This is a genomic window from Sulfitobacter sp. EhC04 (genome assembly GCF_001650875.1).
Classification (GTDB): Bacteria; Pseudomonadota; Alphaproteobacteria; order Rhodobacterales; family Rhodobacteraceae; genus Sulfitobacter.
This window is the reverse complement of the sequence record NZ_LXYI01000028.1, coordinates 19638-42376: the sequence shown is the minus strand read 5'-3', so window position 1 is coordinate 42376 and position 22739 is coordinate 19638. Positions and strand designations below refer to the sequence as shown.

At 59.0% G+C, this 22739-nt stretch carries 25 protein-coding genes and 2 pseudogenes; 10 read left to right on the top strand and 17 right to left on the bottom strand.

The window, feature by feature from the left end:
• Window positions 1-28: 28 nt before the first annotated feature.
• From A8B82_RS13050 to A8B82_RS13035, 4 genes are all read right to left on the bottom strand, one after another.
• Window positions 29-1348 carry a multicopper oxidase family protein gene (locus A8B82_RS13050; protein ID WP_223865962.1) on the bottom strand — a complete coding sequence of 440 codons (1320 nt, stop codon included), beginning with the start codon at window positions 1346-1348 and terminating at the stop codon, window positions 29-31.
• A gap of 210 nt (window positions 1349-1558) precedes the next feature.
• Complete coding sequence (locus tag A8B82_RS13045; RefSeq protein ID WP_037929506.1) at window positions 1559-1912, bottom strand: hypothetical protein; 354 nt, start codon at window positions 1910-1912, stop codon at window positions 1559-1561.
• 211 nt (window positions 1913-2123) lie between these two features.
• Complete coding sequence (locus tag A8B82_RS13040) at window positions 2124-2747, bottom strand: hypothetical protein (protein ID WP_037929504.1); 624 nt, start codon at window positions 2745-2747, stop codon at window positions 2124-2126.
• Window positions 2748-2764: 17 nt separating this feature from the next.
• Window positions 2765-3493, bottom strand: a complete 729-nt coding sequence (locus tag A8B82_RS13035) for a HupE/UreJ family protein (protein WP_067293076.1) — start codon at window positions 3491-3493, stop codon at window positions 2765-2767.
• Between the two features lie 517 nt (window positions 3494-4010).
• Between A8B82_RS13035 and A8B82_RS13030 the strand changes: the two genes are divergently transcribed.
• Window positions 4011-4271, top strand: a complete 261-nt coding sequence (locus tag A8B82_RS13030; RefSeq protein ID WP_007120627.1) for a metal-sensing transcriptional repressor — start codon at window positions 4011-4013, stop codon at window positions 4269-4271.
• 8 nt (window positions 4272-4279) lie between these two features.
• Window positions 4280-5599 (top strand): MFS transporter, encoded by a 1320-nt coding sequence (locus tag A8B82_RS13025; RefSeq protein WP_067293074.1) that lies wholly within the window; start codon window positions 4280-4282, stop codon window positions 5597-5599.
• A gap of 194 nt (window positions 5600-5793) precedes the next feature.
• On the opposite strand, the gene A8B82_RS13020 is transcribed toward A8B82_RS13025, so the two are convergent.
• From A8B82_RS13020 to A8B82_RS12990, 7 genes are all read right to left on the bottom strand, one after another.
• Entirely contained in the window at window positions 5794-6585 is a 792-nt protein-coding gene (locus A8B82_RS13020; RefSeq protein WP_037932134.1) for a TniQ family protein, read from the bottom strand.
• The gene (locus A8B82_RS13015) at window positions 6582-7505 is read right to left on the bottom strand and encodes a TniB family NTP-binding protein (protein WP_268873819.1); all 924 of its coding nucleotides are present in this window, start codon (window positions 7503-7505) and stop codon (window positions 6582-6584) included. Before A8B82_RS13015 ends, A8B82_RS13020 begins: the two co-directional genes overlap by 4 nt.
• Window positions 7465-9099 (bottom strand): Mu transposase C-terminal domain-containing protein, encoded by a 1635-nt coding sequence (locus A8B82_RS13010; RefSeq protein WP_111550019.1) that lies wholly within the window; start codon window positions 9097-9099, stop codon window positions 7465-7467. The genes A8B82_RS13015 and A8B82_RS13010 overlap by 41 nt, the downstream gene beginning before the upstream one ends.
• 136 nt (window positions 9100-9235) lie before the next feature.
• Window positions 9236-10147 (bottom strand): efflux RND transporter periplasmic adaptor subunit, encoded by a 912-nt coding sequence (locus tag A8B82_RS13005; RefSeq protein ID WP_224769549.1) that lies wholly within the window; start codon window positions 10145-10147, stop codon window positions 9236-9238.
• Between the two features lie 13 nt (window positions 10148-10160).
• Entirely contained in the window at window positions 10161-10712 is a 552-nt protein-coding gene (locus A8B82_RS13000; protein WP_224769550.1) for a TetR/AcrR family transcriptional regulator, read from the bottom strand.
• A gap of 72 nt (window positions 10713-10784) precedes the next feature.
• Entirely contained in the window at window positions 10785-11387 is a 603-nt protein-coding gene (locus A8B82_RS12995) for a TetR/AcrR family transcriptional regulator (RefSeq protein WP_036540318.1), read from the bottom strand.
• Between the two features lie 237 nt (window positions 11388-11624).
• Window positions 11625-11978 carry a winged helix-turn-helix transcriptional regulator gene (locus A8B82_RS12990; RefSeq protein WP_224556225.1) on the bottom strand — a complete coding sequence of 118 codons (354 nt, stop codon included), beginning with the start codon at window positions 11976-11978 and terminating at the stop codon, window positions 11625-11627.
• 132 nt (window positions 11979-12110) lie between these two features.
• On the opposite strand from A8B82_RS12990, the gene A8B82_RS12985 reads away from it, so the two are divergent.
• The 5 genes from A8B82_RS12985 (at window position 12111) to A8B82_RS12965 (ending at window position 15481) form a co-directional block, all read left to right on the top strand.
• Window positions 12111-12518 carry a DoxX family protein gene (locus A8B82_RS12985; protein ID WP_157802081.1) on the top strand — a complete coding sequence of 136 codons (408 nt, stop codon included), beginning with the start codon at window positions 12111-12113 and terminating at the stop codon, window positions 12516-12518.
• A gap of 63 nt (window positions 12519-12581) precedes the next feature.
• Window positions 12582-13397 (top strand): DODA-type extradiol aromatic ring-opening family dioxygenase, encoded by an 816-nt coding sequence (locus tag A8B82_RS12980; protein WP_037931959.1) that lies wholly within the window; start codon window positions 12582-12584, stop codon window positions 13395-13397.
• An 8-nt stretch (window positions 13398-13405) separates the two neighbouring features.
• Window positions 13406-13903, top strand: a complete 498-nt coding sequence (locus tag A8B82_RS12975; protein WP_037931962.1) for a luciferase domain-containing protein — start codon at window positions 13406-13408, stop codon at window positions 13901-13903.
• Window positions 13904-13931: 28 nt separating this feature from the next.
• The gene (locus tag A8B82_RS12970; protein WP_037931965.1) at window positions 13932-14828 is read left to right on the top strand and encodes an SDR family oxidoreductase; all 897 of its coding nucleotides are present in this window, start codon (window positions 13932-13934) and stop codon (window positions 14826-14828) included.
• A 20-nt stretch (window positions 14829-14848) separates the two neighbouring features.
• A complete protein-coding gene (locus A8B82_RS12965) occupies window positions 14849-15481 on the top strand; it encodes a glutathione S-transferase family protein (RefSeq protein ID WP_027238702.1) in 633 nt (210 codons plus the stop codon).
• A gap of 101 nt (window positions 15482-15582) precedes the next feature.
• Here A8B82_RS12965 and A8B82_RS23975 read toward each other — a convergent pair.
• Window positions 15583-15996 (bottom strand): annotated as a pseudogene (locus A8B82_RS23975) (IS3 family transposase); the annotation flags it as partial.
• A 25-nt stretch (window positions 15997-16021) separates the two neighbouring features.
• Between A8B82_RS23975 and A8B82_RS24825 the strand changes: the two are divergent.
• The 3 genes and pseudogenes from A8B82_RS24825 to A8B82_RS24820 form a co-directional block, all read left to right on the top strand.
• A complete protein-coding gene (locus A8B82_RS24825; protein WP_369824838.1) occupies window positions 16022-16252 on the top strand; it encodes a hypothetical protein in 231 nt (76 codons plus the stop codon).
• Window positions 16253-16433: 181 nt separating this feature from the next.
• A complete protein-coding gene (locus A8B82_RS12960; RefSeq protein ID WP_067293071.1) occupies window positions 16434-17462 on the top strand; it encodes an IS30 family transposase in 1029 nt (342 codons plus the stop codon).
• A 101-nt stretch (window positions 17463-17563) separates the two neighbouring features.
• Window positions 17564-17818: pseudogene (locus A8B82_RS24820) on the top strand (helix-turn-helix domain-containing protein); the annotation flags it as partial.
• Window positions 17819-17891: 73 nt separating this feature from the next.
• On the opposite strand, the gene A8B82_RS24815 reads toward A8B82_RS24820, so the two are convergent.
• The 5 genes from A8B82_RS24815 to A8B82_RS12935 form a co-directional block, all read right to left on the bottom strand.
• Entirely contained in the window at window positions 17892-18830 is a 939-nt protein-coding gene (locus tag A8B82_RS24815; protein WP_161489461.1) for a TniQ family protein, read from the bottom strand.
• Window positions 18827-19684, bottom strand: coding sequence for a TniB family NTP-binding protein (locus tag A8B82_RS12950; protein WP_235604694.1), 858 nt, complete (start codon window positions 19682-19684; stop codon window positions 18827-18829). The genes A8B82_RS24815 and A8B82_RS12950 overlap by 4 nt, the downstream gene beginning before the upstream one ends.
• A complete protein-coding gene (locus tag A8B82_RS12945) occupies window positions 19662-21140 on the bottom strand; it encodes a Mu transposase C-terminal domain-containing protein (protein WP_223145488.1) in 1479 nt (492 codons plus the stop codon). Before A8B82_RS12945 ends, A8B82_RS12950 begins: the two co-directional genes overlap by 23 nt.
• A 290-nt stretch (window positions 21141-21430) precedes the next feature.
• Window positions 21431-21643, bottom strand: coding sequence for a transposase (locus A8B82_RS12940; RefSeq protein ID WP_235604693.1), 213 nt, complete (start codon window positions 21641-21643; stop codon window positions 21431-21433).
• 136 nt (window positions 21644-21779) lie between these two features.
• Window positions 21780-22673, bottom strand: coding sequence for a LysR family transcriptional regulator (locus tag A8B82_RS12935; RefSeq protein WP_067293063.1), 894 nt, complete (start codon window positions 22671-22673; stop codon window positions 21780-21782).
• Window positions 22674-22739: the final 66 nt, after the last annotated feature.

Below are 22739 nucleotides of genomic sequence, written 5' to 3'. Positions count from 1 at the left end.
TTCGTGGTGATCGTTACGTGAGATTGTTTCAGGTTTTGGTCGTGCCAGGATCGACACGTATGATGCCCATCATGCCGGCCGCCTGGTGCTCCAGGATGTGACAATGGAACATCCAGTCTCCCGGATTGTCCGCCACGAAGGCGATCTCGACCCGTTCCTCGGGCGCCATCAGGACGGTGTCCTGCCATTCGCGGTGCCGTGTCGGTTGCCCGTTCCGTGTGATCACACGGAACGAATGTCCATGAAAATGCATCGGGTGATGCCACGCGGTGCGATTGTCCATCTGCAGCACATGCGACGTGCCCTGCGGCAGGACCAGCAAGGGATCCATCATGTGCCCCGTTGCTGCTTTGCCGTTGATGAACCACATGTTGCCTTCGCGCATCTGCTCCATCATGGACCCCATGCCGCCGCCCATCATCATCTGCCCCATCATGCCGCCGTTGAAGACGATCTGATGCCGCGCAGCCGACGCCATATCCGGTTCGGCCAGCGGGTTGGGCGACAGGTCCATCGACCAATCCGGCACACTGTCCCGCAGCCTGTCAGGCCCGTAGGCGAGATCGACCAGACGGTATTCCAGATCCCTGTAGAAGACATCGGTGACGGTCACGCTCTCTCCGGGCTTGCCGGTCATGTCGATCACCAGATCGACACGCATGGCCGGGCCGACCACCACGGCGTCACTGTCTGGTGCATGAGGTGCCACGGGTTGACCGTCCAGAGCGACCACGACCGGCGCAAGCCCCCCGAAATCCAGCCCGAATATCCGGGCATTGGCTGCGTTGACCAACCTCAGGCGGATGCGTTCTCCGGATCGCACGGCGATGCGGTCCGGTATCTGGCCGTTGATGGTCACGGAATTGCCGATACGCCCGCCGTGCGCGGCGTCGTGCCGACTTCCGAAATCTGTCGCAATCTGTCCGTCGCCGGTCATCCGCCAGTCATCGAGCATCCAGGTCAGATCGCGATCTACGCGGATCGGGTTTGCTTCCTCGACGATCAGCGGCCCGTAAAGCCCGCGTCCGACCTGTTCGGAACTGCGTTGGTGCGGGTGATACCAGAACGTGCCAGCATCCAGTGCATCGAATTCATAGAGAAAATCGCCACCGACGGGGATCGGGTCCTGTGTTAGGAACGGCACACCATCCATCGCATTGGGTGTGCGAATGCCATGCCAGTGGACCGTCGTCCCCTCATTTAGCCCATTCCGGGCCAGAACCCGAATTCGGTCTCCCTGCCGCACCCGGATCTCGGGGCCGGGGAGGGATCCATTGTAGCTCCAGACGTCGGTAGAGCCGTAGGGTGCCGGTCGCAGGGCGGCTTGTCCGGCCGCAGCGCGTAGCAAGAATGGGTCCTCTGTCGGACCTGCCATCGCTACTCGAGCCGGTGACAGAGCGGATATGGCCGTGAAAGCGGCACCGGTGCGCAGCACGTGCCGTCGTGAAATCAGTCTGTTGAGGGTCATCACTTCTGCCTTGATCTGAAGGGGTCGCGCTCAGCCAGCTTCGGCCAAGGCAACGGTCAGGCCCCGCAATAAGCTAGGCCGTTATCAGGTTCAGACAGGCAGCTTGGGAGGGAATGGATCAAGCGAGGGAATCGCGCCAATCGGGATCACAGGTCCCGCGACCGGGATGACAACACCGAAGGCCATCTCAAGCGTCATCGCTGACGTACGAGCTACGATACCGGCCGAACTTCCCGCGCCACATGGGACCGTACACCCACCCTCGCAGGATATCCCGTCAGCAAATCCGATCGGATCGCATCCGCCGCAATGGTCGTCCGCGCTTTCGGCGCCCACCATCTGAACCATTGCTGCCTCAGCCGCATTCGCTGCCGATACATCCGGCGCAACCACGGCACCGAAGCTCAATGCAAGAATCAAAATGAGGCGAAAAACGCGGATCATGCAATTCTTATGCAAGCTTCCAGTAGGGGGAGGTCAAGAAGTATCCTGTAACATAGGCGTGACATTGCCACGTGGGTACTCACTGATTGGCCAACGGATGCCCGAGGTTGGTTTCAGGGGAAAATCTGAGGCGAGACTGCGGACTCATCCAAGGTCTGTTTCGGAGCCAGGCAGCCACCCGCATCTTTTCATGCGGGTGGCTGCCCTTGTGTCAACTTGCGTCTTTGAATTCGGTGTATTGGCCGCGCACCTGGACAGTCACGGTTGCGGGCTGGCTGTCCCGATTCCGCCAGAACCATCCGTGTTCGCCGTCAAATGCCGCGATGATCTCGCCCTCGTCGCCGGTCGAACCGCGGCCCTTTTCATAGGTCACCGACTGACCGCCGCCGTGGCCGTGCATGTCGAAATTCACCCGACCGCCATCGACCAGCATTCGGTATTCCACTGTCTGGCCCTCTTCCATGACCAGCTTCCACTCGGCGCTGTCGCCGGGTGCCAGCGTAAAGGTGGTTTCGTCGCGCCAGACTTCGGCCTCCTGTGCATGTGCCGTGCCGACAAAGAGTCCAAAGATATCGTTCATAAGGCTCGACTGCTCTTCGGCTTCGATCTCCAACAGCCTGTCGGCTTCGGCCTCCTCCGCAAGCTGGGCTTTGATCTCCCCCATCTCGCTCAGCCCGAGAACCCCGCCGATCCCGGTCGGGTCGATGTTGTATTCGGCAGGCAGCACGACGGTCACAAGGATCGCAACGGCGCTGGCCGCCGCAATGGCAGTGGAACGGATAAGCTGCGCGGAGCTGGGAAGCTCATCAAGGCTCGGTTTTTTTGCGTTAAACATTTTGGTCTCCTAACTTCTCAGGTGGCTACGAAGTAGCCGGTGATTTGCAGGCCCATGAGGATGAATCCCATGGACATCATGACGACGTTGGCGGTGTAGGCTTGGCGGAAGAAGTTTGGGGATTTCCGCCAGAATCCCATGACGATGAGGATCACGGCAAGCGCCATGATCTGGCCAAGCTCGACGCCCACGTTGAACGCCAGAAGATTGGCCAGCAGCCCGTCCGAAGCGATTTCATACTCTAGGATTTTCGTGGCCAGGCCCGTGCCGTGGAAAAAGCCGAAGATCAACGTTGCGGCCTTAGTGTTCGGCTGGAACCCGAACCAGCGCTGATACGCCCCGAGATTGTCGAGCGCCTTGTAGACGACCGAAAGGCCGATGATCGCGTCGATGATGTAGGCGTTGATGCCCCAGCCGAACCAGACACCGGCCAGCATAGTGGACGAGTGCCCGAGGGCGAAGAGGCTGACGTAGACGCCGACATCCTTCATCTTGTAGAGGAAGAAGACGACGCCGAGCAGGAACAGGATGTGGTCGTATCCCGTCACCATGTGTTTGGCGCCGAGATACATGAAGGGAATGATGTTGATCCCCCAGATTTCTTGGATGTAGCCCGCGTCACCTTCGGTGACATTGTGGGCAAACGCGTGGCTTGCACTCAGAACGAGTGCCGACAGCGTTATTAAGGACAGGATCACGATCCGGCGTATGCCGGGATCGGTCCAGCCCCGGTGGACTATATTCATGGATTTGACTCCGCATATGTGTTGATGATCGAATGCAGCGCGCTGTTGGCACGCAGTCGGTCAGACGCGCGGAGGTCGTTCGATTTGGTATGTCTGTAAGGTGTTCGACGTGGCCGACCTCAAAGGCCATGCGGCTCTGTAAATATCGAGCGGGTGCGGCGATCGGTCGGGGCCAGGCACAACCGCCTGACTGTGATCGTGATCGACGCTGTCATGGTTGTGTCCATGCATGGCCCAGGCAAGGTCTTCTTCCAGTCCATGCGAATGACCGTGCTCAGCAATCATTTCTGCGTGCTCTTGGAGGACGCTGAAGACTGAGGGCGCGTGCGAGGTTGCGGGCACCACAGACCAGAGAAGTACGGCTAAACATAAGAGTGTCGCAAACGCGGCGTTTACAACTGTCCTCAAGGTTTCCATAGGTTCTGCCCGTCTGCCCGTCTGCCCGTCTGCCCGTCTCTAGCGTGGTGCGTCGTGGCACCATCTTGTTCTATCCTCCCGGGGGGGATAGAACTACTTTATGACAAAACATCCAGTCCATGCAACCCATCCCGCCCTTGTCGCCCGGCTGAAACGCGCTGACGGCCATTTGCGCGCCGTGATCGAAATGATCGAGGCGGGCAAACCCTGTCTGGAGATTGCTCAGCAGATGCAAGCGGTCGAAAAGGCCGTGACGAACGCCAAGCGTGCGCTGATCCATGATCACATGGACCATTGTATTGACGTTGAAAGTTCTGAAACTGATCGCGCAGAGTTGCGGGCGATCGCCCGATATCTCTGAGGCCGACCATGCTCGATATTCTCTCCGACCGCACTTATCGGCACCTCTTTCTGGCGCAAGTCGTAGCCCTTCTGGGTACCGGACTCGCCACAGTCGCACTCGGCCTGCTCGCCTTTGATCTTTCGGGCGACGGGGCGGCGCTGGTCCTCGGCACAGTCTTCACCATCAAGATGGTTGCTTATGTGGGCATCGCGCCCATTGCAGGGGCTTTCGCAGACCGCGTGCCGCGCCGCGCGCTTCTGGTGATGCTCGATCTGGTGCGTGCCGGTGTCGCCCTCGCACTGCCCTTCGTGACCGAGGTCTGGCAGGTCTACGTCCTGATCTTCCTTCTTCAATCGGCTTCCGCCGCCTTCACGCCGACCTTTCAGGCCACGATCCCGGACGTTCTGCCCGAAGAGGCGCGCTATACCCGCGCGCTGTCGCTGTCGCGGCTGGCCTACGATCTGGAAAACATCGTCAGCCCGACGCTGGCGGCCCTTCTGCTCGCGGTGATGTCCTACAATTCACTTTTCCTCGGAACGGTCCTCGGTTTCGCCGCATCGGCCCTTCTGGTTGCTTCGATCGTGCTGCCGAGTCCCCGCCCATCCGAGCCGCGCGGTGTCTATGACCGCACAACGCGCGGCATCCGCATCTATCTGGCCACGCCGCGCTTGCGCGGGCTCTTGGCATTGAACCTCGCGGCGGCGGCGGCAGGTGCGATGGTGCTGGTCAATACCGTCGTTCTTGTGCGCGGCTCGCTCGGCCTTTCGGAAAGTGCTCTGGCCTGGACGATGTTCGCCTTCGGCGCAGGGTCGATGATCGCCGCGCTGGTCCTGCCGCGTGTTCTCGATGTGTTGCCGGACCGGCCCGTTATGTTCGGCGGAGCCGCGCTGATGGTGGCTACTCTGGTCGGTCTGGCGTTGACGGTCCTTGGAGCAGGCCTTGGCTGGTCCATCCTTCTGACAGCCTGGCTGCTAGTGGGGTTGGGGTATTCCACCGTTCTCACCCCCTCGGGCCGGTTGCTGCGCCGTTCCGCCCACGCCGGGGACCGCCCGGCACTCTTCGCGGCGCAATTCGCGCTGTCCCACGCCTGCTGGCTTGTGACCTATCCGCTGTCGGGATGGCTGCTGACGGTCTATGGTGTCGTTCCCGCACTGATCGGACTGGCCCTCATCGCCGCCTTCGGTATGCTCGCAGCGCTGAAACTCTGGCCGTCCGGCGATCCCGTTGAGCTTGAGCACACCCACAAAAATTTGCCACTCGACCATCCCCACCTAAGGGGACATCGCAGGCACAGCCATGCCTTGATCATTGACGAGAGCCATCCTCGCTGGGCCACGCATTTATAAATCGCAGCAAGAGACGAAGACTGGACACGGGCGGTTCGTTTTCATCTGTGCGGACATTCGTGCTTCGAGCAACATTCGTCAAACTGGGCTAGATGCGCGAATTCTCTGCAAGTTTGGCGGACAGAGGCGTTGACTCTAGCTGTCGCGTTGCCCTTAAATCTGAGACGAGACGCTTTCGGCATCGAGTTTTGCCCTTAATTGCGAGATTCGGCTGTCATGGGGACTTTGCTTCTCGCGCGCCTTTGCGCGATGTGATCGACCGCGGCTAGCAATCGATGCTCCTTCTCGAAGGCGCGTAAGAGAGCAACCCTGGCAAAGTCGTCTATGGCGAAGCTGACGATGGCTGCCTTAGCCAAGGGATGAGATCGCGCGGCGGCGATTGCGGCAAGGCAAAACAGCCTCACTTCTGGTCTGTGGCTTTGAAGAGCGAACAACGGCTCCCCGTGGCAGCCCTTAAGTGACATGGAAAAGGTGACCGCGCGCATTGCGCGCCGAAGTTGCTTGGGGCTTCGAGATCGCGCGGCGCACTCAAGCATCCCTGCCCCGCGGCGCGCTCGGTAAATCAGTTTGTCGGGTAATTGTTCGTCACCTGTTTTACCAAGTGTCTGCACAAGTCTCGTCCCGCAAACTTGACAGTCGAATGCCCAGGCCCGCCTCCAATGCCTGAGCGAAAGGCCCTCTCGGGAGCATTGCAGACAATGCTGGAATGGCATCTGGGCCGTCAGCGAGGCTTCTCGTGGCGTCATCGCCGGAAAGGCCAAAGATCGCACGACATCTGGGGCGACCCGTGCGGCATTGCCAATCTTCTCTGCCGCAGCCGCGTCGATGCTGAAGTCCAAGGCGGTGCCATGCGTGGTATCGATTTCGATATGAGCCAGCAGTTCCGCGTCATTGCAGTAGTTGGCCGCAGCCAGCCGGGACAGCCAACCTGACAACAACTCGTCTGGCAGCGGCGCGACAGTCTTGGGCAGCGAACGCGGCTTCACAGCCCGGTCATCTCAAGCCGCCGATGGGCGTTCGCATGGCGCGACCAAACCGGGGTCCATTTTGCGATTGCGTCATCGGCGATGCATTCATCACCTGTGACAATGGCGTCGATGGAAAGATCCTTGATCAGCGCGAAGATGCGCGAGGTCACCCCACCGGTCAGCGCAAGTATCTGCTTGAGTGACTTGACCTTCAGATTGGATTTCTTCTCGAGGGGCATTGCCGCGATGAGTGTCTGGATCATGTCCGAGAACTCGGCATCGTCGCGCCAGTTTGGGAGGTGATGTTCGTCCAACCGCCTGGCTAACTGGATATCACCACGGATGGCATCGACGGCCTCGCTGACCCCGAGGCAGACCAGCGATACTTCGAGTTCATTGCTGAGATACCGTAAAACATTGAGAAAGCGGCGCTGTTCGCGGTGGGTCCCGGCCAAAAGGTTGTGAACCTCGTCGATCATGATCATCCGCAGGCCAAGGTCACGCAAGAGCGCGATGACACGGACTTCGAGGGAAGCCACATTTTGAGCGCGAGCGCTCAGTGCCGTCGCCGGGGCGCCGACGGCGGCCAGGATGTGCAGGTAGAACCGCCGTTCATCAGGCGCGGGCGGCGCTTGCAACAGCAGAAGCGGTGTGCGGGTGATGCCCGACGCCGGATCGTATTCTGGTGCGTACTTGCGCGACAGGTTTCGGGCAATCATCGTCTTTCCAATCCCGGAGGCGCCATGCACAAGAAGCCCAGGCATACGGGTTTGTCGTGGCGCTTCGATCATGCCCTGCAAGCGGTCCAACACCTGTTCCGCCCGTGGAAAGCCGATCCAGATATCCGATTGAATGAGGGCGATCCGGCCGTCTTCTTCAGTTGTCCCTGCCCTCAATTCACCATCTCTCCACCTTGAACAATGGGCGCGATGTATCACCCGTATCGATCGCTCGCAGCCCTTCGGTTGACGAGACGGCCGAGTTGGCACCCTCCAATGTCCCTTTTCTTTCACGGGTTCTGCGTTCGGCCTTCGTTAGGCCCCGGCTTTCAGCTTCTATCTGGCGTTGCTGTCGGATCAGCTCAGCCAGAACCAGCTCATTGGACCCGGACGCGCCAAGGGCACGAGCCTTCCTCATGGCTTCGCGATATTCCCAGAGCGAGACGGGCGGAATCTCGAGGTTTCTGTACCGCGCCTCAACATACCGGCCATCGTCCAGTTCAACCCAGATCATTGAGATATCACGAGGATCGTAGCGAACGACCACCTTTCCATCCCCGCGCCCGATGTGGCCTGCAAGGGCATCGGACCAATATCTTATCTGGAACAGATGGATGCCGTCACGCCTGATCTTGCGCAGTTCGCTCGGCAGGAAACTCACCTGAAAGGCTTCGATATCAAATGGGATGTCGCCCGTCATTTGCTCTGAGAGCGCCTCCCATTTGGCAACGGGCGTGCAGCCAAGACTCGAATGAATGCTGTTGTTGTAACGGCAGATTTCCAAAGCAAACCAACGATCGAATTCGCTCAACGTCATCGTGGCCATGCCTTCGGCATCATAGTCGCCCTTGGTCGCGATCGAGGATTGCGTTGTTCCCGGCAACAGGTGGACGGCCCCCATCATCGTCCCGATCAAACGTTCGATGTGACCTCCGAAGTGAGGACTTCCCGGCGGCCGATAGACCAGATCGATCCCCCATTCCGCGCATGCCGAACGAAAGGCCCGCGACCGGAAATCGCGGCCATTGTCGACGTGGAGGCTGAGCGGTTTGCCCTGTGCGGGCCAAGGAATATTGCACGCCAATTCCGTCAGAAGTTCCGCCTTGGGGGCCACCGCCTGTGTCAGGCAAAGCGCCACTGACAGTCGCGAAGGCGCCTCGAGAGAAGTGTAGTATCCGGTTACCATCCGCGTTGCGATGTCGATCGCCAGCGTGACCCAAGGCCGCCCAATTGGTTGGCGTTCAAAGCTGTCGACAAGAATGATGTCCGCCGGCGTATGATCAATTTGGACGATCTCCAGTGGCACACTGGCCTTGTTCTCACCTGTGACCGGCGCAAATTTCTGGCGGGCAACCTTTGCGCCCTCTCGTGCCTTCGCAACTTCGCGGGCATCCATCGCATCCAGGCGACGCTGAACCGTCCGCCGTGTCGGCGCCTGCAAGCCCTGTTGCCAGCACACACTGCGGATTTCTGTCACGACGCGCGACAGGCTCGAACGCTCCCGGCGCAAAAAATAACGGCGAAGGTGCTCTTCGATCACCGCTTCGACTTTGCTGGATATCAAGAGCGTCCCGGTCGGGCGGCCCCGTTTCCGCGGCGCCAGAGCGCTGGTGCGCCCACCCTCTTCCGCCAACCGCTTTATCCAACGCCAGACCGTCGCCCTGCTGACACCAAGCTCCCAAACGGCGTCATTGATGCCACTTTCCAGACTGCCAGTCCCTTTGAGAAAGGCCTGAACAAGGGGACGCAGCACCGCGGCTCTGCGCGCTTCTTCAGCACCAACGGCAACGGAGTCTTCGCCATCATCATCCATCGATATTTGCCGCAAATGTCTGTGAACCCTGTCTCAGGTTTAAGAGCAAAAATATCGGAATTAAAGGCAAAATCTCATATTTAAGGGCAAAGCACAGCTGTTGATTTCGTTGGATTTCTCATCTCACAATTAAGGGCTACGCGACAATCACGGATTGCGGGCGATCTGCTTCTGCGGCAATGGAGATGCGCACATCCGCAGTCATCCCGGGCAGAAGACGCGGGTCGATATCACCCGTGATCGCAAATTCCACGTCGTAGGTCTGCGCCGTCCGGTCGGCATCGGTCGCAAACGAGCGAAGCACCAGAGGCGCGGTGTAACCCGGAACAGCCGGAAAAGTTGCAACGATCTCGAAGGCATCGGGTGCCGACCGCGCAATGGCCGCAAGTTCCTCTGGCAGGGAGATCACGAGCCGCATCTCGCTGACATCCTGTAGACGCGCGACAGGCGCGGCCGACGTGACGTTGACATATTCTTCAACGAAGGTGCGCGCCACAATCGCGTCGAATGGCGCGACGATTTTCGTTTGGGACAGGCGCCGCTCTGCCTCGCGGAGCGCGACTTCTGCCTGGACGAACTGCGCGCGGGCCGTGTCGAGGCGCGCGTCGGACGCCACGCCACGATCGGCGAGGTCCGAGGCGCGCGCGAGTTCGGAATTCGCCAGGTCGTAGGACGCCTGAGCCCGGTCGACGGCGAGTTCGAAATCGATTTGGTCGAGCTCCGCGATCACCTCGCCCTCGCGAATCGTGTCGCCGGGCTCAACCTCAAGGCGAATGATCTGCCCGGGTATCTGAAACGCAAGGTCCACCGTTCGAGCAGGTTCGACGCGGCCTGCAACGCTGCGAGACTGACTTACGACGCGATTGAGCGCACGGGTCACTTCGACCGTGACTGGTCGCTCCACGTTCGCTGCAGGCCTTGTATCGACTTCTGCCTCCAGGGTGTCCGTCGCGGTCTGGGCCAGCACATCGGTCAGGAACGGCGAAACAAACGGGACGGCAACGGCCGACACGGCCGCTACCGCAATAACAAAAACGATCCGCTTCAAACTTCGTGTCTCTCTATTCGAGTTCATTAATCATGGCCCTCAATTGCTCGATGACGCGTCCCCTGAGATCCGCGCCACCGTCGGGAAGGCCCAGAAGTTTCTGGAACCGAAGTCCCTGGATCGCTAGGACGACAACCATAGCACCCGGAGTGTCTTGTGTGTCGGACAGGATACGCTCAAGGTCGCCGGTCAGTTCAGCCCGTAGCGGATCGAGCAGCCGCGGATCTGACGCGGCAGCCGCGAGAATCGCCATCGAGAGGTCGTCATCGACGGCTCTGGCTTGCACGATTGCTTCCAGGTGCCCACGCAGGGTGCGGGATCTGCGATCTTCCGGGACTGATGCCAGGCGTTCGTGATGTTCTGCGAGCATCTCATCAAGCAGCCCGGCAAGAAGCGCTCTCTTGGTCGGAAAATTGTATAAGACCCCGCCTTTACTGAGATCGGCCTCACGCGCGACGGCGTCGATCGTAATCTTTCCCGCGCCCTCTCTGTGCGCAATTGCCCGCGCAGCGCCGAGGATCCTTGGTGACGCATTCTTTGCCTGCATTTTGGATTGTATGGTCATTATTCACTGTCCATTCGGCAATTTTATTGAGAGATGTGGAGCACTGCCCCGTTGTCGGAAAGCAAGGTCAGTTCAGAGCTCTACTCTATGTCCGCTCCCGTAGAGTCGCAGGAATGCAGTGACTGCATCGGCCGCATGCTTGTCCCGCTCGACTGTTCTTTGCACGGCCAGCAGGCGTGGCATCAACAGTCCAGAAACGCAAAGATGTATGAAGTGATCCGCAACACGCGGGGGGTTGTCGATCTCAAGCGCGCCTTCCCGGGAAAGGCGTTCCAGAACTTTACTGATGAGTTCGCGTGCCCGTTTCGGTCCGGCACGAAAATACACCTCCCCGACCTCGGGAAGCATCTCGGTGGCACCGATACACGTCCGCAGAAGGCGGATGTAGGTTTCGTCCAGAACGAGATCGATCATGCGCAGGGCAAGTTTTTCCAACTGGGCGCGCGGCTCGGGACCTGCGGACAAGGGTCGGAGGATCTCTTCCGCAAGCCGACCGCATTCGGATTCCACGACGCTCAGAAACAGCTGCTCCTTGGTCGGGAAATACGAATACATTGTTGCCTTCGACACTTTCCCTTCGGCGGCAATGGCATCGACGGTGGCGCCTTCATAACCGCACCGGAAGAAGACCTCCCGCGCGCCGAACAAAACCTCGGCCATTTTTCTCTCGCGCATCTCGCTCTTCCTGTCCTGTGCAGCATTGCGGGATTTCAAACTTGACTGTACCGTCTAGTCGGTACAGTAAATTGATTTTTATGTGGCGGCAAGCCGCAAACCTGGGCGGATCGTTCGGAGTGAGTGCCGCCTGTCAGGCATACCCAACGCGGCTTTCAATTCGTCATGAGCTTCGGGCCGTGCTCCGTTCGCGGTGCTTTCTGGCGCGGGATTATTCCGCGAACAGGACGGACGTCATCATTCCGCCGAGCGTGCCGTCCCGTCGAAAGCACCCTCCGCCTCCCAGCGGCGTGCAATGGATCCAAGGGTGTCCAGCACACCGCGCAGCTCCGCGCCGCGTTCAGTCAGCCCGTATGTGACAGCGGGCGGGATGGTCATGGCCTGCTCGCGCCAGACCACGCCGGCATGTTCCAGCATTCTCAGCCTCTCAGTCAGGACCCGGGTGGAAATTCCAGGCACCAGCCGTTTGGTCGCGCCGAAACGCTGTGGACCCTGTTCGGACAGAACCCAAAGGATATAAATCGTCCAAGGTCCCGTGATGACACGCAGCAGCGCCTCCATCGGGCAGGAAGCTGGTTGGACGCTTTTCATTGTGGATAGCCCTCGCAGCCCACGAAAGTAAGTTACTTTTAAGTGCCTACTTTAACTGATGAAGCAAGGCACCTAATGATACTATATGGAAAACGGCAGCCTAACAACCCGCCGAAAACCGGGAGAGCGGCAGTGAGTGACAACGTGGCAAAATATGTCTACTGGATCGCGACCGGCCTTGTGGCATTGGTCTATCTGGGTGCGGCGGCCTTCTACATCTCATCCCACGACATGGTCGCGGGCATGTATCGCGAGGTGTTGGGCTATCCCACATACATCATCTGGCCACTCGCAATTTTGAAGATCGTCGGTGCCGTTGTGATCCTCTGGCGCCCTTCGGCGGTGCTGGCAGATTGGGCCTATGCGGCAATGTTCTGGCATCTGGTGCTCGCCTTCGGGGCCCATGTGGGCGCAGGCGATCCGGGTTGGTCGCCGGCTCTGGCGACCTGGGTACTCCTGATCGTCTCGTGGCTGACCGCCAATCGCGTGCGTGCGGTCAAGTCGGCCTATGCACCGGCAGTTCCGGCAGCGCCAATCTGATCTGCTGCGGAGTTGCCACGGGGGTGCCCATAGCCTCGGACTTGGGTTTAAAAGGACGACAACATGACTGAAAAGCAGCCGACATTGTTTGTTCCCCATGGGGGTGGCCCCTGTTTCTTCATGGACTGGAACCCGCCTGACGCCTGGGATCGGCACCGCAAATTCCTTGAGGACTTGCCTGCGAGCCTGCCGGCAAGGCCCAAGGCGCTCCTCGTGATCTCGGGCCATTGGGAAGAGCGGGTCTTTACCTTGCAGACCAACCCCGCCCCGCCTCTGCTGTTCGACTATCAGGGATTTCCGCAGCATACCTATCAGCTAACCTGGCCCGCGCCGGGCGAGCCCGCGCTGGCGACCCGCGTACGCGCACTTTTAGAAGACGCGGGATTCCAAACCGGGGCCGATGCTGCGCGTGGCTTCGATCACGGGGTATTCGTTCCACTAAAGGTGGCTTTTCCTGAGGCCGACATCCCCACCGTCCAATTGAGCCTGCGCGACGATCTCGACCCCGAGGCGCATCTTGCCGTCGGTCGCGCGTTGGCGCCCTTGCGCGACGAAGGGGTGCTGATCATCGGATCCGGCAATACCTATCATAACATGGGCAAGATGATGCGGGCGATGAGGGGCGGACCGGACGGCCCGGTGAACGGCGGAGACTTTGACCGATGGCTCACGAGTGCGGTGACCCATGAAGACCCCGCAGTGCGCCATGCCATGCTGGCCGAGTGGGATCAGGCGCCCGGCGCACGCGATGCCAATCCGCGCGAGGAACATCTGATCCCGTTGCACGTCGTGGCCGGGGCTGCGCTTGCGGATCGGGGGGAGAAGACCCTCGAGGATCACGTGTTGGGCGCGGTCGAAAGCGCGTTCAGATTTGGATAGGACCAACCATGAGCTTCGAACTTCCCCCGCGGCAGGGCCCGCGCCCCGACACCACCGATTGCGCCCCGCATGAGCAGGTGTCGCAGAACTCCTCGGCAGAGATCCACGCATTTTTCAAGGAGAAGGCCTTCGCCCTGCCCTTCGTCGAGCGCTGCCGGTCGGGCATCTCGGTGCCCGGCGCCGAAGCACTGGTCTTGCCGGTGGCGCATGCCTGCGGCCCGCGTGAAGCCTTCATGATCGGACGCGAATTTGCCCATGTGCATCCCTCCTATGACGGTTCGTCGCACATGATGCTGCCGCTGGCGGCGGTCGATGAACTCATCGCCAAGGGATGGGGCGAACCGCACCCGATGGCGTCGGCCGGACACATCCCGGCAAATGCCGTCATGGCCTTTGCGCCGCGCGATGGGTCAGAGGTCGACGTCATGATCAAAATCCTGACAACGAGCTGGGACTTCGCCCGCGGCAAGCTGGCCAACCCCGCGCAGGTTCACATCCACGGCTGACTCTCTCTCAAAGAACAGGAATACGCCCATGGCAAGCTTTCAGAACGGACCATTTATCGTCACAGGCGCCTCCGGCCAGCTTGGACGCCAGGTAATCGATCAACTGATCGAGGCGGGCGCCGGTCCGATCATCGCGGTCACGCGCAACGCCGACAAACTCGCCGAGTTCAGGGACAAGGGGGTGGATGTTCGCCAAGGCGATTTCAACGCGCCCGAAACACTGGGTCCGGCCATCGCGGGCGGCAAGCGGATCCTGATCATCTCCACCGACGATCTGGAGCCGGGCAAACGGCTCGCGGCTCATTCCAATGCGATCACCGCCGCACGCGAGGCGGGTATCGACCACATCGTCTATACCTCGCTTGCCAGCCCGGTACCCGAAAGCCCCATCACTTTCAGCAAGGATCATCAGAACACCGAGAAGCTGATCGAGCAAAGCGGCGCCAGCTACACGATCCTTCGCAACAACCTTTACACGGATCTGTTGCTTATGAGCGGACCGCAGGCGATCGACATGGGGCAGCTCTTTGCCGCGGCAGGGGACGGACGGGCGAGTTACGTCACGCGCGCCGACTGCGCCCGCGCCGCCGCTGCCGCGCTGATGAATGCGACCGACCGCGAGGTCCTGGACATCACCGGGCCCGAATCCACCGGCCAGGCCGATATCGCGGCGCTTTTGTCGGACATCGCCGGCAAGGACATCCCCTACGTTCCGATGCCGGCCGAAGACATGGTGCAGGCGATGATCGCAAATGGCCTGCCCGAGTTCATGGCGCGTGTTTTCGTCTCTTTCGACCAGGCAATCGCCGAAGGCTACCTTGATGTGGCCAGCGACGATCTCAAGACGCTCACCGGCAAGTCCGGACAGTCGGTTACCGATTTCCTGACCGAAAACCGGGCGGTGCTTCTTCGGGCGCCGCAGTAACTATAGAGGCGGACAAAATCATGAAACTCTACAACGCGAATTTCTCGCCCAATGCGCTGCGTGTGCGGGCGGTGGCACACGAACTGGGCGTGGACCTCGAAATCGTCCAGGTCGACATCCGGGCCGGGGACAACCGCGCGGCGGAATTTCTCGCTCGCAATCCCAATGCAAAGGTGCCCGTTTTGGAGGACGGGAATTTCGTGCTTTGGGAATCCCGGGCAATTTGTGCCTATCTGGCGGGGCTTCGGCCCGAGGCGGGCCTCTATCCTGAGGGCCGCAAGGCGCGGTCCCTCGTCGATCAATGGACCTGGTGGCAAGCGATCCACCTTGGCCCGGCGATGCAGAAATTGTCCTTTGAGCTGTTTCTCAAAGAGAAATTCGGCATGGGCGATCCCGATCCGACTGTGGTCGAAGCGGAACGAAAAGCCACAGATCAGTTCCTTGCCGTTCTGGAAACCGGACTCGACGGCAAGGACTGGATCGCAGGCGCACTCAGCCTTGCCGACTTCTATCTTGCGACCACCTTCATGTATCGCGATCAAGCGGGGATTTTACTGGACCAGTACCCAGGAGTTGCGAGTTGGATCGACCGGCTAGAAGCGCGTGACAGCTGGCAAGAGGCTGTGGCACCCCTAAGGGCGCTTTTCCGCTGACGTCGTGATCCAGGGGGTAACATACCCCTGACGAGTGCCGAGGTTGACGATACGGTCGGCCGTTGTCATCGCTTTGATCTGATCGTGGGTCAGAAAGTCAACTGACCCAGCCTCCCGATCAGGTCATCCAGTTCGCGGATCATCCGCTCACCTGACAGTGAGCGATCCACCACAGTGGCCGCCAAGGCTTCGCGCGTGCAGTCATCCACGATGCACAACACACGGAACCTTTGGCCATTAGCAAAGGCATCGGACACGAAGTCCAACGACCAACGCTGATTGGCGCGATCCGGCACTAGGATGGGCCTGCGCGTACCCAGTGCGCGTTTGCGTGATCACCTGCGGCGCACGGCCAGCCCTTCCTCGCGATAGAGACGGAAAAGCTTCTAATGGTTCACTTCAAAACCCTCTCTGGCCAAAAGGATGCCCTAACTACGATATCCGAACCGGCGACGTTTATTCGCCAGTTCCCGCAGCCATTGGCGCAGGGCGTGGTCGCTCCGATCCTGATTCCGATATGACTGGGAGTTCCATAAGTCCTTGATCCAGGCCTGTGGGTCACAAAATCTGTTGTCGCTTCATGCAGTTCTTTACGAAAAATATCTGCGGTACCAGATGTTGGTTCTTACATACCGTGGGCAAGAAGCCGTGGAAGAACATCGAAAAAGGCCTAGTCCACATGCTTGCGGCCTTCTGACGTTCTGCGAACTTGGCTGGCATGACCCCGGGTCCGACGCGGATAGCGGACTTAACTCTTGCTGCGGGTCTTAGGCGCGCCGCTTTCGCCCGAGAAGTATTCGTCCCAGGTGCGCCCGAGTCATGCGCACTCTTGGCCAAGAGCCAACTTAACATATGCTTGCTTATACGTTTTTGAGCCGTGTAGCGGTGCGCGCTACTTTGAAGTGCGACTCCTATTAGAAAACAATGAGTTATCTAATAGGAGGAATATCGCATGGGAACCGTTTACACGCAACTGAGCATGCAAGAACGACGCAGAATCGAAGACTGGTGGCTTGCAAAGGTCCCCGTCGCAGAGATGGCGCGTGTCCTGAAGCGTCACAAGTCGACGATCTTTCGGGAGATCAAACGTAACTTCTGGGCCGATGACTCTTTGCCCAAGAAGTACGCTGGATACTTTGGGATGGCAGCACACCAGCGCACGCAGCAACGCCGATCCACGCAACGCAAACTGATCCGACATCCTGATCTGTGCAAGCGCGTGATTGAACGGATCAAACAAGGCTGGACGCCTGAACAGATCGGCAACCGGATGATCCATGAAGGTGACAAACTGCGGGTCTGCCAGGAGACGATCTATCGCTACATCTATTCCAAAGAAGGCATGGCGCAAGAGCTGTGGTGGTATCTGCCCTTACATCGCAAAAACCGCAAACCACGCCGTGCCCGCAAACGTCAGAAGTCCAAGTTTGACCGTGATGTCAGCATCTTATTCAGGCCTGACGATGTCGCTCACCGTCGCCAGTTCGGCCATTGGGAGGGCGATTTAATGCTGTTTGAACAAAAGCGTGGCCAGACAAATGTGACCTCGTTGGTCGAGCGGGTCAGCCGGTTCACTGTGATCCTGAAGAACCCTAACAAGCGAACGAAACCTGTGATGGGCAAGATCATGAAGGCGATCAAAGACCTGCCCCTGATCGCTCGTAGATCAATCACCTTCGACCGTGGTACTGAGTTCGTGAGCTGGCCGCACCTGCAAGCCGAGCTGGGCACCCAAACGTGGTTCTGCGATCCCTCCTCTCCCTGGCAAAAAGGCACCGTTGAGAACACCAACCGCCGCGCCAGACGCTGGCTACCCCGCACGCGTGATATCAGGGCAATGACGGACGCTGACATCAAGCAGATCTGCGATCAGCTCAACAACACGCCTCGCAAATGCTTAGGATGGAAAACACCCGCCGAGGTCTTCCGTGAAAAGATGATGGAAGAGATAGGTCGATCCCCCTACCCTCAACGACAATAGGAGTCGCGGTTCAAGTATCGCTCACAGCCGCAAAGCTAAAATGTCACCCATGAGCAATTCAGGAATGTCACTCTCCCTTCCGAGACTGAGGGAGATTGGGCATGGGATGGGTGGTTATGAGCGAGCGCGAGTTGAAGCGCGTGGAGGTTTTGGCGCAGGTCGATGATGGACGGCTGAGCGTCGACAATGCTGCGAACATGCTGGCACTGACGCGTCGGCAGATTTTCCGGCTGCTGAAGCTTTATCGTCAGGATGGCGCGTCGGCGATCCGGCACAAGGCGCGCGGCAAGCCCCCGAACAATCGCATCCACAAAGCCAAACGGGATTACGCGCTGTCGCTGTCATGGCCACGTTATTCTTGGGACTCTTTCGTAGTGGCTACCCATTTTCGATATTTGGTAAAGTTATTCATGAGATATCCACACGGGACTAGCGTGCGTTTTCGAGGAACTCCGCTGCGCAGTTTAGCAAATCGGACCGTTCTGCGTTTTTCCCAAGCTGATCAATCGCTCTCCGCGCTGCCTCAAGGTATTCCGGTTCTGGTGTGGGGGCCGTGCCGGCGCAGTTCATCCACGAATGGTTCTTGAGGCTCGCTCCCTCTCGCGATCTGTGCTGAGGCAAGCTTTCGGCAAGCCGTGCAAGGCGATCCAACAGCTTCCGTTTATGCGGGAAGGCAGCACGAAGCCTGGTTTCAGAGGCGGGATCGTTCTTCAACACCAGCGCCGTTGCGAGCAAAGGTCGAGTCATTCCGAGGTCGATTGCAGCGACGATTTTGAAGCGATCTATACGGTTCTGGGAAAAGAGCGACCCGTGACGAATTTCTGGCGCGAGCACACCAGCGACTTGCAGCGTCAGATCCATCCGTCGACCAGCATGGCAGTTCCCGTGTCGATAGGCGAGCATTAGCCGCTTCGCCCCTTCCTTGGCGCGGATGCGGAGCCGGGTCGGCAGGTGCACATGTGCTGCTGTCTTACTGCGCACAGGCAACAGCTCGGACCCGCATGCTTCGCAGTGCATTGACCAAGCGAAGCGCCAATGGCGCAATGATATCCTAGGTACCTTATGCGCACACACGGAACAGTGCTGAAAATTCGACCAGGAAATACACTCAATCGGGAATTCAGCGCGTCGCTGGATCAACATGCTGTCGAGCTCCTCGGGCGGGAGGCGCAACGTTGCACAGAACCTGTCGGTGTCCACGCCAATCAGATCCGTCAACGTTTCCGGCGGACGTTCTTGAGCAAGCCCCAGATATCTGCAGAGCTCCGGCACTGAACAGTAGTTGGCGTCCGCCAGGCGCGTGATCCAGCTTGACAGCAGTTCGTCCTGAAAAGGTGCCGGACGCCTCGGCAGGGGTTTGCGGTTCACTGAAATGCAGGTTGCGGCTGGTTCCGAACGGTCCAGCTATGTTTGGCCCAAACCGGCTGCCAGGATTGAATCGCGTCATCCGTGATCCGCTCCTCGCCCGTCTCGATGGCGTCGATGGCGAGCGCCTTGATCATCGTGAACACACGCGACGTGATGCCGCCAGTAATGCCGAGGATGGTGCGCAGTGACTGGACGCTCAGACCAGACCCGCGCTCCAACTGCATGGCAGCGATCAGAGTCTGGACCAGCCGGGAAAACTCAACATCATCATCCCAGAGTGGCAGAAAATGTTCGTCCAGTCGGCGCGCCAGTTGCTCGTCACCGCGAATGGCCTCGGCAGCTTCGTTGACACCGAACACGACGAGCGATGCGCACAAATCGTTGGACAGAAAACGCAGCATGTTCAGGAACCGGCGTTGTTCCCGATAGCTTCCGGCCAGGAGATTGTGGACCTCGTCGATCATGATCATCTTAAGGTCCATGCCGCGCAAATGGCTGAGAGCTCGCACTTCCAGTTCCGAGATCGTGTGACGACCCCACATTGGCGCACCGATCGACGCCAGGATATGTTGGTAAAACCGCCGTTCATCCGGTGCAGGTGGCGCTTGCAAGAGAAGGATCGGCGTGCGCGTCACCCCGAGGTCCGAGCGATAGTTACTCGGGTAGAGGCTCTCCATCCGCTTGGCGATCATGGTCTTGCCGATGCCGGAGCTGCCATAAACCATGAGGCCCGGCATTCGGTACTGCCGGGGCATCTCCATCAAGGATATCAATCTGTTGAGAACAATGGTTGCGCGGTCGAAAGCGATCCAGCGATCGCTGCGAATGAGATCAAGTCTTTCGTCGTGGTCCATCAAAGTCATCTATCGGGTAAGTTGGGAGGTTGGGGTTACTGGTATCAATTGCAAACATCTCGCGGGATGGATCACGCTTCGGTTTGTCGTTTGGCAGGCGTGCTTTGCGTTCTTCGTCCAGGCGCGCCGTAAGCGTCCGTTGCCGCGACGCATGGGCGATACGCCGCTGTTCTTCGATGATCCCGAACAGAATTGCTTCCGATATCCTTCCGCCATGCCGCTCATGGAAGATTGCATTGGCGCGCCGCGACTCCCAAAGGGAAACTTTGGGCCGCGAAAGATCCTTGTAGCGCGCCGCAATTGTTCGACCATCGTCCGTGACCACCCAAATCCGGGACATATCTCGCGGGTCGTACTTGACCGTAACCTTCCCTGCCCCACGACCGATCATCGGCGCGAAGGCGTCGCTCCAATAGCCGATAGAAAACAGGTTGATCCCGGTCCTACCGAGTTGTCGGCGTTCTGACGGGAGGAAACTGATCCGGAAGGCATCTGTGTCCACGACTTGTCGGCCAGCATCGTCGCCCCCAAGATCGGCCCAGGCGGCCAGCGGGGTGCGCCGCAATCCGCTGTGGCGGGTGTTATGGTACCGACAGATCTCCAGCTGCAGCCAGTCCTCGAACTCGTCCAGCGTCATTGAGGCCTTGGCAGCGCTGTCATACTCGCCCTTGTCTTTTGGCGAGGATTGCGTCGTTCCCGGCAATACATGCACAGCACCCATGGTCGTGCCGATCAGCCGTTCGATATGCCCACCAACATGCACCCGGCCCGGCGGCCGGTACTTGATCGCGATGCCCCATTCCGCACAGGCCGATCGGAATGCGTCACTGCGAAAATCCCGGCCGTTGTCGACATGGATGGCCTGTGGAATCCCGGCTGTCGGCCAATAAAGTTGCTCCAGCGAGCTCGGTGTCCGGATGGACTTCGGCCGCACACAGTGGTCGAGGCAAAGGCAAATGGACAGGACGGAAGGTGCGTCGAAAGTGACATAGGCGCCCAGAACCACACGGGTCGCAACATCGATCGCAAGCGTCAGCCATGGTCGCGCCAGAGGTTTGCGCTCAACCTGATCAACAAGCACGATGTCCGCCAATGTGTGATCGATCTGGACGACCTCCAATGGACGTTCCACCTCCAACCTCCCTGCCCTCGCTTCGAAAACCTGGCTGGCGGCCTTCGATCCTTTCCGCTTCCGCAACACCTCGCGCTGGTCTATCGCGTCAAGGCGAGCCTTGATCGTTTGCCGTGCCGGTGGTTGAAAACCTCTGGCAAGGCACTCGGCACGAATCTCGCCCACAATCCTGCGAAAGCTAGGGCGTTCCGGAACCAAATATCGTTCACGCAATACCCGGGCGATCATGCTTTCAACGTGCTCTGGTAGACGAAGAGAGCCGGGCTTGGGGCCGCTGCGTTTGGGCAGGAGTGAACTTGCCCGACCATCGTTCTTACGCAGCATGCTCAAAATGCGCCAGGCTGTACTCCGCGAAATGTTCAACTGAGCCGCCGCAGCCTCCACCTCCCGCCCAATACTTTGGCCCTGAGCGAGCGGCGACAAGAGTGGCCTGAGCACCTCGGCCCTCTCTAGCGCTTTGTTCTTTGCCTCATTCGCCAAAGTCTTAAGTTATCCACAAAGTAGACCATCTCACGGTTAAAATTACCATCTCATAAATAACTTTACCATCCCAAAGATAACCTTACCAAATTGCCGCTGATAACAACGAAAAAATCATGCGCGAGTCTCACGAATTACATGACCATGACATTCGGTCCGGGCGCATAGCGCGGGTCCCGCAACCAGGTGAAGACCAGGTTGGAATTCATCGAATACCGCCGCGCCACCTGCGCCACGGACACGCCAGGCGCGCGCGTCTGCAGACAGATCGTGCGTTTCTCCTCGTCAGACCAGAACCGCTTCTTCTGCCCCTTCTTGCCCGCCATGAAGTGCCTCAAGATGTCCATTATCGATCATGGACATTATCGCCAGCAGACCTCCTCCGTTAGAGCGGTCACAACGGACGGATACGCCGATCAGCGACTTGGCAGAAAACAGTTGGGACGAGCGTGCGTCCGAAACATACCCATGCAAAAGCACAGATCACGCCGCGAATGACTCTACTGCGTGCTGGCAGAATCGATCTACCAACGGAGTGGATCGAAGTCGCCCTGGCCTTGCCAGGGCGATACGGTGTGGCGCAAGATCGCCAGTAAGCGGCATCCGAACAATGGATCGCCGGTCGTATGCGGTGACGTGCGGGATATCTGTCGCCAAAAGCCCGACGCCAAGACCGTTTGCGACCATTGAACGAAGCATCTCTACAGACTCTGTTTCGTAAGCGATCTTTGGATTGATCCCGTGCATTTGCGCCAGTGTCAGAAAATACCCGCGACTGTGCGGCAGGTTGATCAGGATCAGCGGGTCTTGCAGAAGTTCAGCCATGTCCAGCGCTTCACGGCCGGCCAGCGGGTGCCCGCCCGGTAAAAGGCCATAGGGCTGAACATCGGCGAGCGGCGTAATCCTGAGGCTTGAGGGCAGGCCGAAATCATAGATCAGTGCGACATCAATCTGACCGATCTCTATCCCCTCTGAAAGAGTTTCCAAATTCGCTTCGAACAGGTGAATCTCGGTTTCCGGTTTCATGTCTTGAAACCCGCGCACCAGGGATGGAGCATACCGTGGACCCAGGGTCGAAAATACGCCCAGATTCAGAACAGTATGTCCGGCAGCACCGGCATTTAGCACGCCCTGAGCCTCGTTGCGCAAGGTTCTGAACTCGCCCAGTTTACGTCGCCCATAGGCGGTTGGAACTATTCCCTGACCAGAGGTGCGGGCGAAAAGTGGGCGCCCGAGATGGCCCTCGACCTTGGAAATCGCAAGCGAAACCGAGGGCTGCGAGACATTGAGAAGGCGCGCGGCGGCAGCTGTGCTGCCCCCGTCGGCAGTGGCAATCACATAGTCGATCTGCCGAAGCGTTATAGGTATAGGTTTCATTTATCACGATATGAGAACTTAATGTTTCTATATATAGCATGCTTCGCCCTAAACTCCAGCGACTAG

Excerpts from the sequence above, each read along its gene's own strand:
- A8B82_RS12980 (WP_037931959.1), top strand. The coding sequence starts at position 12,582 with ATGACTGAAAAGCAGCCGACATTGTTTGTTCCCCATGGGGGTGGCCCC.
- A8B82_RS12975 (WP_037931962.1), top strand. The coding sequence starts at position 13,406 with ATGAGCTTCGAACTTCCCCCGCGGCAGGGCCCGCGCCCCGACACCACC.
- A8B82_RS12970 (WP_037931965.1), top strand. The coding sequence starts at position 13,932 with ATGGCAAGCTTTCAGAACGGACCATTTATCGTCACAGGCGCCTCCGGC.
- A8B82_RS12995 (WP_036540318.1), bottom strand. The coding sequence starts at position 11,387 with ATGCGCGAGAGAAAAATGGCCGAGGTTTTGTTCGGCGCGCGGGAGGTC.
- A8B82_RS13035 (WP_067293076.1), bottom strand. The coding sequence starts at position 3,493 with ATGAATATAGTCCACCGGGGCTGGACCGATCCCGGCATACGCCGGATC.
- A8B82_RS13045 (WP_037929506.1), bottom strand. The coding sequence starts at position 1,912 with ATGATCCGCGTTTTTCGCCTCATTTTGATTCTTGCATTGAGCTTCGGT.
- A8B82_RS12950 (WP_235604694.1), bottom strand. The coding sequence starts at position 19,684 with ATGGACCACGACGAAAGACTTGATCTCATTCGCAGCGATCGCTGGATC.
- A8B82_RS13025 (WP_067293074.1), top strand. The coding sequence starts at position 4,280 with ATGCTCGATATTCTCTCCGACCGCACTTATCGGCACCTCTTTCTGGCG.
- A8B82_RS13040 (WP_037929504.1), bottom strand. The coding sequence starts at position 2,747 with ATGTTTAACGCAAAAAAACCGAGCCTTGATGAGCTTCCCAGCTCCGCG.
- A8B82_RS12935 (WP_067293063.1), bottom strand. The coding sequence starts at position 22,673 with ATGAAACCTATACCTATAACGCTTCGGCAGATCGACTATGTGATTGCC.
- A8B82_RS12965 (WP_027238702.1), top strand. The coding sequence starts at position 14,849 with ATGAAACTCTACAACGCGAATTTCTCGCCCAATGCGCTGCGTGTGCGG.
- A8B82_RS13010 (WP_111550019.1), bottom strand. The coding sequence starts at position 9,099 with ATGGATGATGATGGCGAAGACTCCGTTGCCGTTGGTGCTGAAGAAGCG.
- A8B82_RS13000 (WP_224769550.1), bottom strand. The coding sequence starts at position 10,712 with ATGACCATACAATCCAAAATGCAGGCAAAGAATGCGTCACCAAGGATC.
- A8B82_RS12945 (WP_223145488.1), bottom strand. The coding sequence starts at position 21,140 with ATGCTGCGTAAGAACGATGGTCGGGCAAGTTCACTCCTGCCCAAACGC.
- A8B82_RS12960 (WP_067293071.1), top strand. The coding sequence starts at position 16,434 with ATGGGAACCGTTTACACGCAACTGAGCATGCAAGAACGACGCAGAATC.
- A8B82_RS12990 (WP_224556225.1), bottom strand. The coding sequence starts at position 11,978 with ATGAAAAGCGTCCAACCAGCTTCCTGCCCGATGGAGGCGCTGCTGCGT.
- A8B82_RS13030 (WP_007120627.1), top strand. The coding sequence starts at position 4,011 with ATGACAAAACATCCAGTCCATGCAACCCATCCCGCCCTTGTCGCCCGG.
- A8B82_RS12940 (WP_235604693.1), bottom strand. The coding sequence starts at position 21,643 with ATGGACATCTTGAGGCACTTCATGGCGGGCAAGAAGGGGCAGAAGAAG.